We start from the raw sequence: 17,250 nt of genomic DNA on the forward strand, positions 1-17,250 counted from the left end.
TATAACCAATTTCAGCATAAAATGCTTGATATACCAAGGTGTATAGAGGGGGTGTGCTTCTGAGGATGATTGTTAAGGCTAGTATATGATCTACAAAATTCAAGATACGATTCATTTCCGCAGTGATGATGGACTGCTATGGCTCGATGATGAATCGGGCGTCACGTTGACGGCAACAACAAGTCGTCTGCTTAAATATCTTTTAGACCACAAAGAACGTGTGGTTTATCGGGATGAGATACTGCAAAATGTCTGGGATGCACATGGATTACGGACTTCCAGCCATAGTCTCAATAAGTATATTTCGGATCTGAGAGCCGTATTCAGGAATATGGGCTGTGACGAGGACGTTATTGTTACTGTGCCCAGGGTTGGATTTATGGTGTCTGAACGTATTGTGATAGAGAGAATAACGCCCCCTGCCCATGAGGTTAACGCGCAAAAAGAGCATGGCAGCGACAGTGTTAATCACCATGAAAACCGCCCTGACCAAGAAAAAAGCAGCGTATCGGTCGCGGTGATTAAAGCCGCCTCGTATATGTGCTTTGCACTGCTCCTGTTTACGTTGTTGTTTGTCGGTTTTAAAACGGATTTTTATCATCCGCGTTTGTTGACGGGGCAGGCTCAGGTCTATTCTTTAGGGGATACAGGAAAATGCCGGATTCAGAGTTTTAGCATCGTACCGATGGAATACAGAAAGCAGGTTATTGCGATGGCCAAAGATCTCATCGTAAAAGAGGGCATGCGCTGTTCAGATAACAGTGTTTTTTACTTTAATGTTGCAGAGACGGTACTAAAAGGAAATCCGGGACGGGTATTTTTAGCGCACTGCATATATTTAGATGAAAAAAAAGGTGATTTTTATTCATGTGAAAACTATTACAGGGCTGATTATGCAATTGTTCAGTAAACGCCGGGGCGTTAGGGGGTATATTATCTCTGCAGTGTTATGCCTCATTTTGGTTTTTGGCCTGTTGATCTACGCTGGTCATCATAGACGTGGTTTTGATTGTTCAGCAAATTTGCGTATTGAATCCACGTCACCCGCGTTTGATGCCCAATTGAAGACTTTCTTAATTATGCGGGATAATCATTCCGGATATTTTGATGTGTCAGGCAAGGTAATGCTCAACGATACCCGTTACAACGTTGCAAGATCGTATCATTTTGAATATGAAAATCAGGGCAATAATATTTATCACTTAGTCAGAACCTCGCTTTCCAGGAGAGAGGCGGACAACATGGTTGAAAGTGTAATGCAGAAAGTTTTTTTTAGTCCGGATCCAAATTCCGGACGGTATATCAAAATCCAGAAGATGAAAAATGACTATGTGATACAAAACCTGTATTCACCGGCATTGATATGTGTATCTAATTGATTTTTATATATCTATTGCGTTTTAAACGGCATTTTTCTCGTCGCCAGCACTTATCGGTCGATGTACGATCTGTTCGCTTCCGGGGCGTTCCCGCCCCCTAAGTTATGCCGTATTGACTCCCGGATTCCGCCAGCTTAGTCGTCAGACCGAATATGACCGTTTACACTCGTAATCAATCCATCTAACGACACCGCCGTCGGCGATCAGGCAAGGTCGCCGCCATTGCTGGCGATGACTTTCTGATACCAGTAAAACGAGTCTTTCTTCAGACGAGCGAGCGACCCATTGCCTTTATCATCCTGATCAACATAAATAAAGCCATAACGTTTCGACATTTGCGAAGTGCCAGCGCTGATAAGATCAATCGCGCCCCAGCTGGTGTAGCCCATTAATTCCACACCTTCGTCAATTGCCGCCAGCATCTGTTCGAAATGCGCACGGAAATAATCGACGCGGTAGCGATCGTGTACTTTGCCGTCTTCGACAATATCTTTCGCGCCGATACCATTTTCCACAATAAACAGTGGCTTCTGATAGCGGTCATACAACTCCAGCAGCGAGATTTTCAGCCCCTGAGGATCGATCTGCCAGCCCCATGCGGAAGAGGGCAGGTACGGGTTTTTTACGCCGAGTAGGGTATTGCCAGGCGTACGCTCCATCTCTGGCTGGGTCGATTCGGTGAGCGACATATAGTAACTGAATGAGACAAAATCTACCGTGTACTGCTGCAGGATAGCCAGATCGTCCGGCTGCATCTCCAGTCTGATGCCACGCAGTGCCAGATCGCGCTTAATCAGCGGCGGATATTTACCGAACACCTGTACGTCAGCATAAAAATAGTTTTCCAGATTCTTTTTTAGCGTCGCTTCGACATCATTCGGATGACAGGTGCGCGGATAGGTGGTCAGTTTAGTCAGCATACAGCCCATCTGGCTGCCCGGGATCTTCCTGTGGCAGTCGCGCGTCACCAGCGCTGAGGCGACAAACTGATGATGCAGCCCCTGATAAATATCCTGAGTCTCTTTACCTGGTTTACTTTTCTCTTTCCGAATACCGGCAGTGGTAAACGGATGACGGTGAATACTGTCGATTTCATTAAAGGTCAGCCAGTAGCGCACCAGATCTTTATAGCGATCGAAGCAGACGTTGCTAAAACGCACAAACGCATCCAGCACATTGCGGTGAACCCAGCCGTTATATTTTTCACTCAGGATGAGCGGCATTTCATAGTGTGACAGGGTGACCAGTGGTTCAATATTCAGACGGCGCATTTCGCGGAACAAATCTTCATAGAATTGCAGTCCGGCTTCATTCGGCTGCGCATCTTCACCGGTCGGGAAAATACGAGACCAGGCAATGGAGGTTCGCAGCACTTTGCATCCCATTTCGGCAAACAAAGCCAGATCTTCTTTATAGCGATGATAGAAATCAATCCCACGCCGTTTCGGGTACAGTTTGTCGTTTTTGCCGTTTAGCGCGTCGGAAATATTCTCATCGGTCAGCGCCATATGCCCGCGATAGTCGGTGAGGTCCAGACCTGGTTTCCAGCTAATGGCGTCCGCCACTGAAGGCCCTTTGCCATCGATGTTCCATGCCCCTTCGGCCTGATTTGCGGCGATCGCGCCACCCCACAAGAACCCCTGTGGAAAAGCGGTTTTATTTTCCATCATACGGACTCCTCTGATGCCATCATAATGTGGCGATAGTTGTTGATGCTGGTTGCGGATGTCTTGGATTGCAGTATGACGTGTTCATCGTTGGCGAGCGCCATGTTGACGCTTGTCGTCACCCGCAATGTGCGGTGTGAGCGGAACAGGTTGCTGATCCAAACTGATCCAAACGTGGTAAAAAACAAAAAATACCTCGTTTCGCCCAAAACCCCCTAAAAAAGATTTTCACGCCGATAAATGCGGATCGGGGAGAGGATCTTTTCACCATTATGGAACAGCGCTCACCGAAAAAGTGCAGTCAGGCGAGAGAAAAACGCGGTTGTCTGTTCCGATCTGATCGGCGTGTTGGCGATGCCGGTGATTGTAATTATCTGAATTTCATTGTGTTAAATTAATGTTTCCGGTTTTTTTCAGGATTGGCATCATTCATGCTTTTTACAAAATCATAATGCCATTATGAAAATGTGATTTGCATAAGTGCTGGCGTTTAAACATGGTCCGGACAGCCCGCAACGGCTTGTTCCCTTGTGCTTACTCTGGAGGGTTAACCTGTGGTCAGAAATGCAACAAGCTTTACTCCGAAATCCCAAAAACCCGGCATGCTGGCGCTATTGATGCTGGGGTTGTTCAGTATCGCCGGGCTCGCTTCCGCGAATCAGTTGGCGGATATCAAAGCGCGTGGTGAAATGGTATGCGGCACGCTGTCCACGACTGAACCGTTGGGTTTTACCGATCCGAAAACCCTGAAAGTGGTGGGTTTTGATGTGGATGTCTGCCAGGCGCTGGCGGATCAACTGGGCGTCAAAATGGTACAGAAAAGTTTGTCAGTGGAAGCGCGTATTCCGGAACTGCAGATTGGTCGGGTAGATATTCTTTCCGCAGCGCTGGGTTATACCGCTGAACGTGAAAAGCAGATTGATTTTTCATCTTCGCATTTCCAGGTGCCATTGAAAGTGCTGGTGCCGACGGCGGCGGGCTATAAAACGCTGGCAGATCTGGCGGGTAAACGGGTTGGTATGACCTCCGGTTCGACCTCGGAATACTGGCTACGCAAATCCTTCCCGAATATTCACGTGGTGACCTATCACGATTCACCTTCGGCGTTCCTTGCCTTGCAGCAGCGTAAAATCAGTGGTCAGGCATTTGCACAAACGTCAGGAGTGCGTTATTTACGTGCCGGTAAAGGCGCTTACACCTTTATTGACCAGGCGATCGGTTGGGAACCGAATGCCCTGGGGATTCGCAAAAATGAGCCAGAATTCCTTGCGGCGGTAAATGATGCACTGGCAAAAATGGAACAGGACGGCAAACTTGATGCTATCTGGAATAAATGGCTGGGGGCTGATACGGTTTATAAAATTAAACGTGAACATAAATTAGAGTCTATTGCCCAGGTGAAACAAACTCTGCAGTAATTGAGTCATAATAAATAACACTCTGCATCCGGCGGGCGAATTTTTTCATGGCGGGGAATAGTTTGCGCGGAAAGTCGCTCCGGCTATTTCCCGATACCATGGCTGCGTATTTATGTCGTTGTTTCTGCATCAGGGAGTGAAGTCTGATGGTAAGTTTTAACCCCATTACCTTACTGCAAGGTGAATATTTACAGTGGATATTGTCCGGTCTGGAAAATACGCTGCTGCTGTTTTTTCTTTGTCTTATTTCGGGGTTCATTCTGGCGCTGCTACTTGCCTCGATGCGTATTTCCGGCATTGCTCCATTGCGCTGGTTTGTGGTGTGTTATGTGGAATATCACCGTAATGTACCGGCGCTGGTGCAATTACTGCTGTGGTATTTCGGTTTATCCGCCATCTTGCCATACAGTTGGTCGGATTGGGTCAATCAACATGGCAGTGAATTCTTTTTTGCTTATGTAGCATTGACGCTGAACAGCGCTGCGTTTATGTCGGAGGATTTGCGCAGCGGCCTGCGTTCCATTGCCCGCGGGCAGATGGAGGCCTGTCGTGCATTAGGGCTGAACTTTTCGCAGGCGATGCGTGATGTGATTCTGCCTCAATCGATTCGTGTGTCGATTCCGCCGCTGATCGGCCAGTCGCTGGCGCTGTATAAATCCACCAGTCTGGCAATGGCAATTAGCGTCGCGGAGCTGACCTACGCGGCGAAACAGATCGAGAATGAAACGTTTCGTACCTTTGATGCGTTTGCCATTATTTCGGTGATTTACCTGACGGGTTCACTACTGATTGTCACCGTCGGCGCGGCGTATGACCGTTTTGCCTTGCGTTCCGGGAGCCGCTAATGAACGATATGCTGAATATTGTTACGAAGTATCACCATTTACTTTTTACCGGCAGTTACCCCAATGGACCATTAGGCGGGCTGGCGCTGACGCTGCTGATTGCCGCCGCTGGATTACTCTGCGCCTTTCCGCTGGCGATTCTGGTCGGTATCGCGCGTACCAGCAAATATAAGATTTTTTATCTGCCGGTGACGCTATTCAGCAGCGTGGTACGAGGATTGCCGGTGTTGATGCTGGTGTTCTGGTCCTATTTTGCCGTGCCGCTGATTTCAGGCCACTCTATTTCCGGTGTAAAAACGTTGATCGTCGCACTGGTGATTTATGAAATGGCATTTTTAGGGGAAATTGTGCGCGCGGGCATTAACTCTGTGCCGCGTGGCCAAATTGAAGCCGCTCGTACGCTGGGAATTAGCTATTCGCAAACCATGTGCGAAATTATTTTACCGCAGGCGTTGTTTACCATGATTCCCAGCATTCTGAATCAGTTTATTAATTTGATTAAAAATACCTCGCTGGGGTATGTCATCGGCGTGGCGGAACTGACGTATTCCGCATATCAGATTAATACACTGGAATTAACTCAGCCTCTGCAGGTTTTTGCAATATTGGCAATTATCTATTTTATCATCTGTTTTTCACTGACGCGCGCGGTCGGCAAACTGGAAAATATGATTCAGCGTAAACGTCAGATTAATCCCCAGGAGTGAAGCAATGGCAATGCTAAAGCTTGAAAATGTCGAAAAATGGTATGGTCCGCATAAAGTGCTTAATAGCATCAGCGAAGAGATCGCTAAAGGTGAGGTCGTAGTGGTATGCGGCCCCTCCGGTTCGGGCAAATCAACGCTGATCCGCACGATTAATCGGCTGGAAGAGATTCAGCGCGGGCGCATTCTGGTGGATGGGGTTGACAGCCGTGCGGAAGGCGTCGATCTGAATCAGTTTCGCAGCAATATCGGTTTTGTTTTCCAGCAGTTCAACTTGTTTCCTAATCTGACGGTATTGCAGAACGTCACCCTGGCGCAGCGTCGGGTACGTAAAACCAGCAAGCACGAAGCGGATGACATCGCCAGTACGCTGCTGGAGAAAGTGGGGCTGGCGACCAAATTGCGGGCTTATCCGCATCAACTGTCCGGCGGCCAGCAGCAGCGCGTGGCGATAGCCCGTGCGCTGGCAATGAAACCTCCCGTCATGCTGTTTGATGAACCGACCAGCGCCCTCGATCCGGAAATGGTGGGGGAAGTCTTACAGGTAATGAAACAACTGGGTAAAGAGGGCATGACGATGGTGTGCGTTACCCATGAGATGGGGTTCGCACGCGAAGTCGCCGATCGCGTCATTTTTATGGATCAGGGCGAAATTATTGAGCGCGCCCCACCTGAAACCTTTTTCCATCACCCGCAACATCCACGCGCACAGAAATTTGTCGCCGATATTCGCCATTGACAGGACTCACAGATGAAGATGTTTTCCCGGACCCTTGATCGAATTAAACCTTCCGCCAGTAATGCCGCCAGCCAGCGGGCCCGTGATATGAAAGCGCGGGGAATTGATGTGATTGCCCTGAGTTCCGGTGAGCCGGATTTTGATACCCCGGAACACATTAAACAGGCGGCGCTGCAGGCGATGATACGGGGCGAAACCAAATATCCGCCGATTGCCGGCATCCCGGCCTTGCGTGAGGCCGTGGTAGAGAAATTTCGCCAGGATAATCAACTGGCGTATCACAACCAACAGATCATTATCTCCAATGGCGCGAAACAGATTATCGCCAATGCCTTCATGGCGACGCTGAACCCCGGAGATGAGGTGATTATTCCCGCGCCGTACTGGGTCTCTTATCCGGAAATGGTGGCGCTGTGCGGCGGCACGCCCGTCACGGTGGCGACCGGCGCTGAACAGGGTTACAAACTGACGGCGCAGGCACTGGAGCAGGCCATTACGCCGAACACCAAATGGCTACTGTTTAACTCTCCGTCGAATCCGTCCGGTGCGGTCTACAGCTGGCAGGAGTTACGCGCTCTGGCGGATGTACTGCTGCGCCATCCTCATGTCTGGGTGATGGCGGATGATATCTACGAAAAACTGGTATATGACGACAGTCAATTCGTTACTTTCCCGCAGGTTGAGCCCGCGTTAATCGAGCGTGCTCTGGTGATTAACGGCGTGTCGAAAGCTTATGCCATGACCGGCTGGCGCGTCGGTTACGGCGCGGGTCCGGCTGCATTGATCAAAGCGATGGAGACTATTCAGGGTCAGACGACCTCAGGCGTTTCGTCGATTTCCCAGTGGGCGGCAGTCGCCGCGCTGACGGGACCGCAGGAATTCTTCGCCGAATGGCGCGCCAGCTTTGTCGCTCGCCGCAACTATGTGGTTGCGGCGCTGAATGATGCGCCGGGATTGTCGTGTCTGACGCCGCAGGGCGCGTTTTATGTTTATCCTTCCTGCGCGGATCTGCTGAATAAAAGCACGCCGCAGGGGCGGGTGATCCGCAGTGATAAAGATTTCACGGAGGCGCTGCTGGAGAGCGAAGGTGTGGCATTAGTGCATGGCGAGGCATTCGGTGTAGCGCCTAATTTTCGCCTGTCCTATGCCGCGTCAATGGCGCAACTGGAAGACGCCTGTGCGCGCATCCAGCGTTTCTGTCGCACTCTGAAATAATACTGACGGCAGACCATAAGCGGTCTGCCGCCGACCCCTTGCAATGCGCTGCGGAGGAGACCCGCAGCGGAAGGACAGAACATGATACTGGCAGGTGCTTTTCCGGTATTACAGGAACCGATGACGCGCAGATACCTGATGGGCCAGGCGGCGTCCATCATCGGCTTATGGACGCAGAATGTGACGCTCAACCTGCTGATGTGGCAACTCAGTCATTCACCGTGGTTGCTGGGAGTGCTGAACTTTTTGCTCTACTGCCCGTCACTGATCGTACCGTTGTTGTTTGGCAGCCGCTTAACGCCAGCGCGGGTGAAGGGCATTATGCTGCGCATCCTCTGCATGTCGATGCTGGTCAGCAGTCTGCTGCTGACCAGTGTGTTGCTCCGGTTTGTCTCTCCGCTATTTATTCTGCTGATGGCGGCGATAGCGGGGTGTGTGGCGTCGATGGAACTCCCCACCCGTCAGTTGTTGCTGACCAGCAGCCTGCAGGATAAGTCGCTGATGTATAACGCCGTGGCCACCAACACCATGGTATTTAATCTTGGACGGATGTTTGGCCCGGCGATTGCGGCATGGAGTTTTAACCATTATGGCCCGGAGGCCGGTTTCTGCCTCTCACTTTGCGGGCTGATAACGATGTTGCTGGCGGTGCGCGGTATGCGAGTTGGTGACGGCGCGACTGCCGTGCGGCGCGGTGGCGGTATGCGTAATGCACTGCGTTATGCGCGTAGTGACCGCTTTGCCATCCGTTTCCTGCCTGCGCTGGCGATGATGGGCATTTTTGCCGGTTCTTATCAATCGCTGATCCCGGTGCTGGCAGCCGACGGTTTTCATGATACCGCACGTTATACCGGTTGGTTCTTTACCAGCGCGGGGGTAGGATCGCTGTTGGCGGCACTGCTGATTGCGGCGCGGGTTTCCCATCAGCGACTGGTGCGCTGGCTGCAATTCGCGCCCTGGACTGCGGTTCTTGCGTTGGGCGGTGTTGCCTTTTCCGTACAGCCGCTGCTGACCTGCGGCGGTTTTCTGTTACTGGGGCTGTCACTCACTTTTTTTTCGACCATGATTAACTCTACCCTGCAGCATTTCAGCCCCCCGGATCTGCGGGGGGGCGTGGTGGGCCTGTACAGCATGTGCTTTCAGGGCACCATGCCGCTGGGCAATCTGCTGGTGGGGATGCTGGCGTCGGTTGGCACGGTGTCACTGACTTTTCTGTTAATGGCTGGCATGCTGGTGCTATTTCTTGTGGTGCAGTGGGCTATTTTGCAACGTAAATCATCGCATTCAGCGGTCACGAGCGGGGAAGAACCATAATGAATAACAACGTATTAATGACGCGCATGTTGCCTGCTGCGTTAGTTACGCAACTGCGCCAACACTGCAATCTGTCAGGACCGATTACGGCGCTGGATGGCAGCGATCTGCCCGCCGGTGCGGAAAACGTGGAAGTGCTGCTGACCATGAGCAGCTTGCCTACGGAACGCGCGTTAATCGACGCTTTACCGCAGTTAAAACTGGTGTGCTGCTACGGCTCCGGGATTGAGTTTGTCGATACGGCGTATTTGCGCCAGAAAGGGATCGCGCTGACTAACGCCGCGGGTACCAATGCCGCCAGCGTTGCCGAATTCGCGCTGGGCCTGATGCTGGCCGCCAGCCGCCAGATCATCACCAGCGACCGTTTTTTACGTAGCGGAGAGTGGCAGGGGAACAGCGTGCTGCGTTATCCGTTGGCACCCGGCTTGCAGGGCAGACGGCTGGGGATTTATGGCCTGGGAGAAATCGGTATGCAGATTGCCCAGCGAGCGCAGGCGTTTGGCATGGAGATCGGTTATTACAGCCGCAGTCGCAAAACCACGGCGTATCACTATTGTGAGGATATTATGCAACTGGCGGACTGGGCGGATATTCTGGTACTGGCCGCGCGCGGCACGCCGGAAAACTATCATGTCGCCGATGAAACGGTATTGCGCCTGTTGGGCAAAGAGGGCTATCTGATCAATATCGCCCGCGGTATGCTGGTGGATGAAAACGTACTGTGCGCCGCCCTGGAGCAAGGGGAACTGGCGGGGGCAGCGCTGGATGTCTATGAGTTCGAACCGGCGATTTCCGCTCGTTTGCAGGCCGCGCCAAATACCATCCTGACACCCCATGTCGCGGCGAATACCTTTTCTGCGCAGCACGCGCAGCAACAGCGTATGCTGGAGAATGTGATCCGCTATTTCAGCGGCAGGCCGCTGGTTGGCAGTTGTGGTTGATTTCGTTACATTACGTTTTTACAACGCCATTTTAATTTATTTACCGGGAAGTTATGTCGCGACCAAAGAGTACTGATATCGATCGTTCGGTCAAAGCGGTTAAGCGTACGCTGGCAATTCTGGATGCATTTATTTCACATCCTGGCGGTATGACGCTGGGTGAACTGGAAACGGAGACCGGGTTGTTTAAGAGCGTGATTATGCGCTATATGCTGACGCTGGAAGCGGAGCGCTATGTGTTTAAGCGCCCGGATGGTCGATATGAGTTAGGTTCCCGAGCTTACCAACTGGGCTGTACCTATCAGCGTACGTTCAATTTGCATCAGCATGTGTTGCCGGTGCTGGAAAAGCTGACGACAGCCACGCTGGAAAGCAGCACTTTCTATGTGCGTGATGGCGATCATCGTATGTGCCTGCTGCGCCAGGATTCGCCACACCATATCAAATCCAGTGTGCCGGTCGGAACGCTACTGGATATGGATGATACCTCCGCCGCGTGCGTGTTACGCCAGTTCGAACACGGCGTCTCGCCGCGCTGGGATTACCGTCAGGGGCTGTTTACCTCCACCGGCGCGGGGCTGAACCGCCAGCTAACGGACAGCCTGCTGACGGCATCGATCTCCGTACCGGTATTTAAGCACGATAACCAACTGGCAGGGGCGCTGAGTATTTCCGGCCCGACCAGCCGTTTTGATCCGGAAGACGCCGCCAGCCAACAGTTGATACTGGAGGCGGCAAAAGCGTTATCGGCGGTGTTGGGCGCGGTGATTGTGGCGTAGTGCGCCCACCTCATGCATATAGACAGCCGCGATGGCTGCACTCGCGCTTTTATTGCATGCGGTTCAGGGGCGCGCCATTTTCAAACGCTGAATCCGTGGTCTGCTTTCCCGAAGCGTGGCAGGCTCAAAAATCTGAACTGATCTTGAACAGGCGATGACAGATGGTCTCTGTGTTATTTCGGACGTCTGCGGGAATACGGATTTCGGTTGGCTATTTATCGATTAAATCAAAATCGCTCGGGTTATATCGTAATCCATGAATATTATCTGGCGTAAAAATGCTGTCGAGCGTACTGATATCCGCGTCGGCAATTATCAGATTTGCTGCTTCGGCATTATCCTGCAAATGCTTAATTTTTCTGGCGCCAGGAATGGGACTAGGTCGCCGGATAAAACCCAAAACGCCAGTTTGGCTGACGCTGTCACACGCCTTGATTGGTCTCATATTCTGCCGGGCGGAGAGGCGTGCTCACGTTACCGATGAACCGATTTTCTGAGACGAGCCCTGCGCACTCCCGATTTTGCTTGTTTTGTCGATACCAGACGGATGTCTTTATTTGTTTTTGATATATGTGAGTGATTTTTTTTATTTGTCGGGAATAAGATTGCTTTGTATCAATAGAGTTAACGACAGCGATCACGATGGGGTTGAATGTGAATTTCCAGCAATTACGTATCATACGCGAATCCGTACGGTGCAATTTTAATCTGACAGAGGTTGCGAATACGCTATACACCTCGCAGTCAGGCGTCAGCCGCCATATACGCGAGCTGGAAGATGAACTGGGCATTGAGATTTTCGTTCGCCGGGGGAAACGTTTACTGGGGATGACCGATCCCGGTAAAGAACTATTGATTATGGCGGAACGTATTCTTAATGACGCTAGCCATATACGTCGACTGGCCAACGTATTCAGTAACAACGACAGCGGGCAACTGGTGATTGCGACCACGCATACGCAGGCGCGTTATAGTCTGCCGTCCGTTATTAAGGCGTTCCGTGAACTCTATCCCAAGGTTCGTCTGGCGCTTAACCAGGGCTCGCCGGATGAAATTGTCGCCATGCTGGAAACCGGCGAGGCGGATATCGGTATTGCGACTGAAAAGCTACGGAATGCAGATTCCCTGACCGCCTTTCCTTATTATCACTGGCACCATGCGATCCTTGTCCCCGAAGGGCACGCGCTGGAACAGGAACCTCTCATCACGCTGGATAAGCTCAATGCCTGTCCCTTAATCACCTATCGACAAGGTATCACCGGGCGTTCCCGTATTGACCGGGCGTTCACTGCCGTGGGGCTTATGCCGCAAATCTCTATCAGCGCGCAGGATTCGGATGTAATCAAAACCTATGTGGAGCAGGGGCTGGGCGTAGGTATCGTGGCGGATATGTCGTATGATCCGGCGCGCGATCGCGGCCTGGTTAAGCTAAACGCTGAACATCTTTTCGAAGCGAATACCGTCTGGGTGGGGCTAAAACGCGGTCAGTTACAGCGTAACTATACCTGGAAGTTTATCCAGTTATGCAATCCGGAACTGACGCTGGAAGAGATTAAGACGCAGATCTTCGCGGAAAATCCGCACAGCGTTATTGACTATCAAATATGATGTTCTACTGACCTCCGTGAAAAGCGTGGCGGCTTGCGCCACGCAATTGTGGAGGATTATCGCGCCGTTTTTACGGCCCGCGCCCGGGAAAACACTTCGCTGGGGGAGGGGGTCAGGATTCGATCGAGCACTTGCGCCTCCAGTTCTGCCAGCCTTGCAGAACCGCGACGACGCGGGCGAGGCAAGTCTATTGTCACATCGAGACCGACTTTACCCTCTTCTATTAGCAGCACCCGATCGGCCATCGTGACCGCTTCGGCAACATCATGCGTCACCAGCAATACGGTGAATCCCTGCTCTTGCCATAACGATTCAATGAGACTCTGCATTTCGATACGGGTCAGCGCGTCCAGCGCGCCTAACGGTTCGTCGAGTAGCAGCAGGCCGGGATTATGGATCAACGCACGGGCTAGCGCGACTCTCTGTTTCTGGCCGCCTGATAGCGCGGCGGGCCACTCACCCGCACGAGATGCCAGTCCAACCGCCGACAATACCTGGCGCGCCGGGCTGTGCCAGTCGCCTTTTAATCCGAGCCCGACATTATCCATTACCCGTTTCCAGGGCAGTAAGCGGTCATCCTGAAACATCAGGCGAATATCCTGGCGCGCGTTTTCGAGCGACGAGGCGCCAGCCCGTAGCGCGCCGCTGGAAACGGACTCTAATCCGGCCAGCAGGCGTAACAGCGTGCTCTTGCCACAGCCGCTGCGGCCAACCACGGCGACAAACTGACCGGCGGGAATGTGTAATTGCAGTGCGTCAAGAATGACGCGTTCGCCGTAATATTTGCTCACGTTATCGAGATGCAGGGGGAGACCGCTGTTCAGGCGGGCAGGAGAAGGCGAATCGGAATGTATCATGCCGGTTCCTCCGAAGGTTGATAAGCAGGATGCCAGCGTAGCCAGACGCGCTCCAGAAGTTGCGCCACGGTGTCCGCCAGCTTGCCCAGCAGGGCGTAAAGGATGATGGCGACCACCACCACATCGGTTTGCAGGAACTCACGGGCGTTCATCGCCAGGTAGCCAATACCGGCGTTGGCTGAGATAGTTTCCGCAACGATTAATGTCAGCCACATCAGCCCCAAAGAAAAACGGACCCCGACCATAATCGACGGCAGCGCGCCGGGAAGTATCACCTGCCAGAAGAGACTAAATCCCGAAAGCCCGTAGCTGCGGGCCATCTCTAACAGACCGCGGTCGAGGTTACGGATGCCGTGAAACGTATTCAGATAGACCGGAAACAGGCTACCCAGCGCCACCAGGAAGATTTTGGCGCTTTCATCAATCCCGAACCACAGAATCACCAGCGGGATCAGCGCCAGATGAGGAACGTTACGCAGCATTTGCACCGAGGTGTCGAGCACGCGTTCGCCGATGCGTGACAGGCCCGTTATCAATCCCAGCCCCAGGCCGATGGATCCGCCGATGGCAAAACCGGTCAACGCACGCCAGGTGCTGATGGAGAGGTTTTGCCACAGCTCGCCGTCAACCGTGAGCCGCCAGAACGTTGCAGCGACGGCATCAGGAGCAGGGAGAATACGGGTTGACAACCAGCCAGCCTGCGATGCGATTTGCCACAGGGCAATTAGCGTTAGCGGCAGTAGCCAGGGGATCAGCCGGTGCAGTATCTTCTTCATCACGGTTCTGCCTCTTAACTTTGCGCGGCTTTCAGTGGCGCGAAACTGTTGCCGACAATTTCACCCTGCGCGCGTTGCGAGAACGGTTGAGGAATAGCCGGTACCGCCACATCGAGCAGGGGAAACAGAAGTTCTCCTACCCGATATGCCTCTTCCAGGTGCGGATACCCGGAGAGCACGAAGGTGTCTATACCGAGAGCGGCATATTCTTTAATCCGCTCTGCGACAGTCTGCGGGTCACCGACCAGCGCGGTACCCGCGCCGCCGCGAACCAGTCCGATACCGGCCCACAGGTTGGGGCTGATTTCCAGCTTGTCCCGCTTACCGCCATGCAGTTGCGCCATACGCCGCTGCCCCACCGAGTCAAAGCGCGCCAGCGCTTCCTGCGCTTTCGCAATGGTGTCATCATCCAGCCGGGAGATCAGCTGTTCTGCGGCTTGCCAGGCTTCCTCATTGGTTTCACGCACAATGACATGTAGACGAATCCCGAAACGAATCTTCCGTCCCTGGGCCGCCGCTTTGGCGCGTACCTGTTCCAGTTTTTCTCTCACCTCAGGGACCGGTTCCCCCCAGGTCAGATATAAATCCACCTGTTCTGCCGCCAGGTCCTGAGCTTCGTCGGAGGAACCGCCAAAGTAGAGTGGCGGGTGCGGTCGTTGTACAGGTGGAAAAAGGAGTTGAGCGCCTTTGACCTGCACATGTTTACCGGCAAAATCCACTTTCTCGCCGGATAACAGCCGCCGCCAGACGTGCGTAAATTCTGCCGAGGCCTGGTAACGCTCCGCGTGATCAAGAAACAGACCTTCGCCAGCTAATTCTTCCGGATTGCCGCCGGTCACCAGATTGAATAACGCGCGACCGTTAGAGAGTCGATCCAGGGTGGCGGCCTGACGTGCGGCCAGCGTCGGTGAAACAACGCCCGGACGCAGCGCAACCAGAAAGCGCAGCCGACGGGTCACGGGAATCAGCGACGACGCCACTAGCCAGGCGTCTTCACAGGAACTGCCCGTCGGGATTAACACGCCGCCAAAACCAATCCGATCCGCGGCTTGCGCAATCTGTTGCAAATAGCTGTGGTCCACCGTGCGTGCGGACGCGTCGCTGCCAAGATAACGGCCATCGCCATGTGTGGGAAGAAACCAAAAAATGTTCAGACTCATTGTGTTTGCCTCTATTTCCTATTGCGCGGCGTGGAAATGCCAGATCAGACTGGAAACATCCACAGCTTTAGGGATCAGGTGGTTTTGATAGAACAGGTCGGCCGTTTTTTGCTGGGCTTTCAGCGTAGAATCCTCCACCGGCTTAATGACGGTGAGCGGACGGTGATCGAGATAACTGGCGATGACCGCCTTTGGCAGGCCCAGGGATTGAGACAGCAGGTCAATGCTTTGCTCACGCTGACTGCGGGTCAGCGCATCTGCCTGAGTCAGAACCTGCAGGACCTGCTGTAAAAACGGACCATGCCGGGTGGCATAGTCGCGTGAAGCCAGATAGAACGAGCCCGCGCGGGTTATGCTGCTGCCATCGGCCAGCACCTGCGCGCCGCCCTGTAGCAATGCGGCAGAGTAGTAGGGATCCCAGATCGCCCACGCATCGACATCGCCTTGCTGGAATGCCGCGCGGGCATCTGCCGGAGTCAGATAGATGGGATGAATGTCAGTGAATTTCAGCCCCGCCTTTTGCAGCAGAAGCAGGAGGAGATTATGGGCGCTGGAACCTTTCTGAAAAGCCACCTTACGGCCCTTCAGCTCAGCAACCGTTTTTATCGGACTATTTTTCGCCACCAGAATCACTTCGGCCTTTGGTTTAGGCGGTTCCTCGCCGATATAAACCAAATCGGTTCCTGCCGCCTGAGCAAAAATGGGCGGTACTTCGCCGGTGCTGGCGATATCAATGCTGCCAACATTCAACGCTTCGAGCATTTGCGGCCCCGCAGGAAATTCGTTCCAGGTGATGCGGGTATGAGGAAAACGTTTTTCCAGCAGGTGCTGGCTTTTGGCCAGTACCAGCGCCACAGAACCTTTCTGATAGCCAACGCGCAATTGTGACGGGGCGTCTGCGGCCTGCGACAACGCGGTAAAGCCCAGCGCGCCTGCCAGTAACAGTCCGGTGATAACGCGATGATTCCATAATGACATCGGTGGCTCCTTGTTATGCGCTCTGACGCAGCGGTGTAACAGTCTGACGACGTTCCAGCGCCTGGGTGAAAGTGTTCAGCGCGTCATCCAGTCGTTGTTCCAGCGCAGGCGTGAACAGCGGGGTTCGTTCATAGTGAGCGATCTGGCTGTCATCGGCGAACACCCCCTGGAGGATCTCCTGGGCTTTCAGCGCATTGAGCACGGGTTTAAGGCTGTAATCCAGCGCCAGCATATGGGCGAGAGAGCCGCCGGTCGCAAAGGGCAACACCACTTTGTGTGCCAGCGCGCGCTCAGGTAAAAGGTCTAACAAGGCTTTCAGTACGCCGCTGAATGAGGCTTTATAAATCGGCGTTGCGATAATCAAGCCATCGGCGCTTTCCAGTTGTCGGTTAAATGTGTTTAACGCCGGGCTGTCAACGCGGGCGTTAAACAGATCTTCCGGCGGCAGATTGCTGATGTGCCAGGGAAGGACTTCAATGTTTTGTTCTTTCAGCCATTTCCCGGCATGGCTTAATAAAGCAGCCGTTCGGGAAGGGTAGCGTGGACTTCCGCCCAGCGTTAACACGCGCATAGCAACTCCTTATAACCTTTGGTTATTGTTTTTGAAGTGTTAATAACATGTTTCGAAGTCTGGCAGGAGAGTGAGCGCAGAGGAAATAAATTATTGTGAAATAAAAAGTGAATAATCAGATAACCTCGCTGAGGTGCTGCGGGGAATTTCGCGGAAACCGCGACGGGTGGCGCAATGCCGTTCACTTAAGCAAATTATTGGTGTTGTCTTTTGTTTTATTTGCCTGTCGTAATCGCATTATCGGTGGTTCTGGCGAGCATGACGCCGTTTTCACCCATTCAGATTCCGTGGTCAGTTCC

The 17,250-nt window shown here is 52.9% G+C and carries 17 protein-coding genes; 11 read left to right on the forward strand and 6 right to left on the reverse strand.

Annotated elements, in window-relative coordinates; translation table 11 throughout:
• Positions 1-85 precede the first annotated feature (85 nt).
• Positions 86-910, forward strand: coding sequence for a helix-turn-helix domain-containing protein (locus tag ABK821_RS16755; protein ID WP_343178989.1), 825 nt, complete (start codon positions 86-88; stop codon positions 908-910).
• On the forward strand, positions 894-1,379 hold the full coding sequence (locus ABK821_RS16760; protein WP_343178988.1) for a hypothetical protein: 486 nt from the start codon (positions 894-896) through the stop codon (positions 1,377-1,379). The genes ABK821_RS16755 and ABK821_RS16760 overlap by 17 nt, the downstream gene beginning before the upstream one ends.
• Positions 1,380-1,582: 203 nt before the next feature.
• Here the strand turns inward: ABK821_RS16760 and ABK821_RS16765 are convergent, their stop codons facing one another.
• Positions 1,583-3,046, reverse strand: a complete 1,464-nt coding sequence (locus ABK821_RS16765; protein WP_138361742.1) for a glycoside hydrolase family 1 protein — start codon at positions 3,044-3,046, stop codon at positions 1,583-1,585.
• Between the two features lie 554 nt (positions 3,047-3,600).
• Here ABK821_RS16765 and ABK821_RS16770 point away from each other — a divergent pair.
• The 9 genes from ABK821_RS16770 to cbl all read left to right on the forward strand — a co-directional run bounded on the left by ABK821_RS16770 (position 3,601) and on the right by cbl (position 12,609).
• A complete protein-coding gene (locus ABK821_RS16770) occupies positions 3,601-4,464 on the forward strand; it encodes a transporter substrate-binding domain-containing protein (protein ID WP_343178987.1) in 864 nt (287 codons plus the stop codon).
• A 146-nt stretch (positions 4,465-4,610) separates the two neighbouring features.
• On the forward strand, positions 4,611-5,309 hold the full coding sequence (locus ABK821_RS16775; RefSeq protein WP_138361730.1) for an amino acid ABC transporter permease: 699 nt from the start codon (positions 4,611-4,613) through the stop codon (positions 5,307-5,309).
• Positions 5,309-6,016: an amino acid ABC transporter permease gene (locus ABK821_RS16780; protein WP_138361731.1), complete on the forward strand. Its 708-nt coding sequence runs from the start codon at positions 5,309-5,311 to the stop codon at positions 6,014-6,016. Before ABK821_RS16775 ends, ABK821_RS16780 begins: the two co-directional genes overlap by 1 nt.
• A 10-nt stretch (positions 6,017-6,026) precedes the next feature.
• Positions 6,027-6,752, forward strand: a complete 726-nt coding sequence (locus ABK821_RS16785; protein WP_138361744.1) for an amino acid ABC transporter ATP-binding protein — start codon at positions 6,027-6,029, stop codon at positions 6,750-6,752.
• A 12-nt stretch (positions 6,753-6,764) separates the two neighbouring features.
• Positions 6,765-7,967, forward strand: a complete 1,203-nt coding sequence (locus ABK821_RS16790) for a pyridoxal phosphate-dependent aminotransferase (protein ID WP_343178985.1) — start codon at positions 6,765-6,767, stop codon at positions 7,965-7,967.
• Between the two features lie 81 nt (positions 7,968-8,048).
• Positions 8,049-9,281 carry an MFS transporter gene (locus ABK821_RS16795; RefSeq protein ID WP_138361733.1) on the forward strand — a complete coding sequence of 411 codons (1,233 nt, stop codon included), beginning with the start codon at positions 8,049-8,051 and terminating at the stop codon, positions 9,279-9,281.
• The gene (locus ABK821_RS16800) at positions 9,281-10,222 is read left to right on the forward strand and encodes a 2-hydroxyacid dehydrogenase (RefSeq protein WP_241675638.1); all 942 of its coding nucleotides are present in this window, start codon (positions 9,281-9,283) and stop codon (positions 10,220-10,222) included. The genes ABK821_RS16795 and ABK821_RS16800 overlap by 1 nt, the downstream gene beginning before the upstream one ends.
• 53 nt (positions 10,223-10,275) lie before the next feature.
• On the forward strand, positions 10,276-11,001 hold the full coding sequence (locus ABK821_RS16805; RefSeq protein ID WP_138361734.1) for an IclR family transcriptional regulator: 726 nt from the start codon (positions 10,276-10,278) through the stop codon (positions 10,999-11,001).
• Positions 11,002-11,655: 654 nt separating this feature from the next.
• Complete coding sequence (gene cbl / locus ABK821_RS16810) at positions 11,656-12,609, forward strand: HTH-type transcriptional regulator Cbl (protein WP_138361735.1); 954 nt, start codon at positions 11,656-11,658, stop codon at positions 12,607-12,609.
• 56 nt (positions 12,610-12,665) lie between these two features.
• Here the strand turns inward: cbl and ssuB are convergent, their stop codons facing one another.
• The 5 genes from ssuB to ssuE are packed head-to-tail and all read right to left on the reverse strand — an operon-like array spanning position 12,666 to position 16,951.
• Positions 12,666-13,466, reverse strand: coding sequence for an aliphatic sulfonates ABC transporter ATP-binding protein (gene ssuB / locus ABK821_RS16815; protein ID WP_138361736.1), 801 nt, complete (start codon positions 13,464-13,466; stop codon positions 12,666-12,668).
• On the reverse strand, positions 13,463-14,242 hold the full coding sequence (gene ssuC, locus ABK821_RS16820) for an aliphatic sulfonate ABC transporter permease SsuC (protein ID WP_343178984.1): 780 nt from the start codon (positions 14,240-14,242) through the stop codon (positions 13,463-13,465). Before ssuC ends, ssuB begins: the two co-directional genes overlap by 4 nt.
• A gap of 14 nt (positions 14,243-14,256) precedes the next feature.
• Complete coding sequence (gene ssuD / locus ABK821_RS16825) at positions 14,257-15,402, reverse strand: FMNH2-dependent alkanesulfonate monooxygenase (RefSeq protein ID WP_138361738.1); 1,146 nt, start codon at positions 15,400-15,402, stop codon at positions 14,257-14,259.
• A gap of 18 nt (positions 15,403-15,420) precedes the next feature.
• Positions 15,421-16,380, reverse strand: coding sequence for a sulfonate ABC transporter substrate-binding protein (locus ABK821_RS16830; RefSeq protein WP_343178983.1), 960 nt, complete (start codon positions 16,378-16,380; stop codon positions 15,421-15,423).
• A gap of 13 nt (positions 16,381-16,393) precedes the next feature.
• On the reverse strand, positions 16,394-16,951 hold the full coding sequence (ssuE, locus tag ABK821_RS16835) for an NADPH-dependent FMN reductase (RefSeq protein ID WP_138361740.1): 558 nt from the start codon (positions 16,949-16,951) through the stop codon (positions 16,394-16,396).
• Between the last annotated feature and the right edge of the window lie 299 nt (positions 16,952-17,250).

Origin of the sequence: Klebsiella sp. KE9456 (genome assembly GCF_043832615.1) — a bacterium.
GTDB lineage: Bacteria > Pseudomonadota > Gammaproteobacteria > Enterobacterales > Enterobacteriaceae > Klebsiella > Klebsiella indica.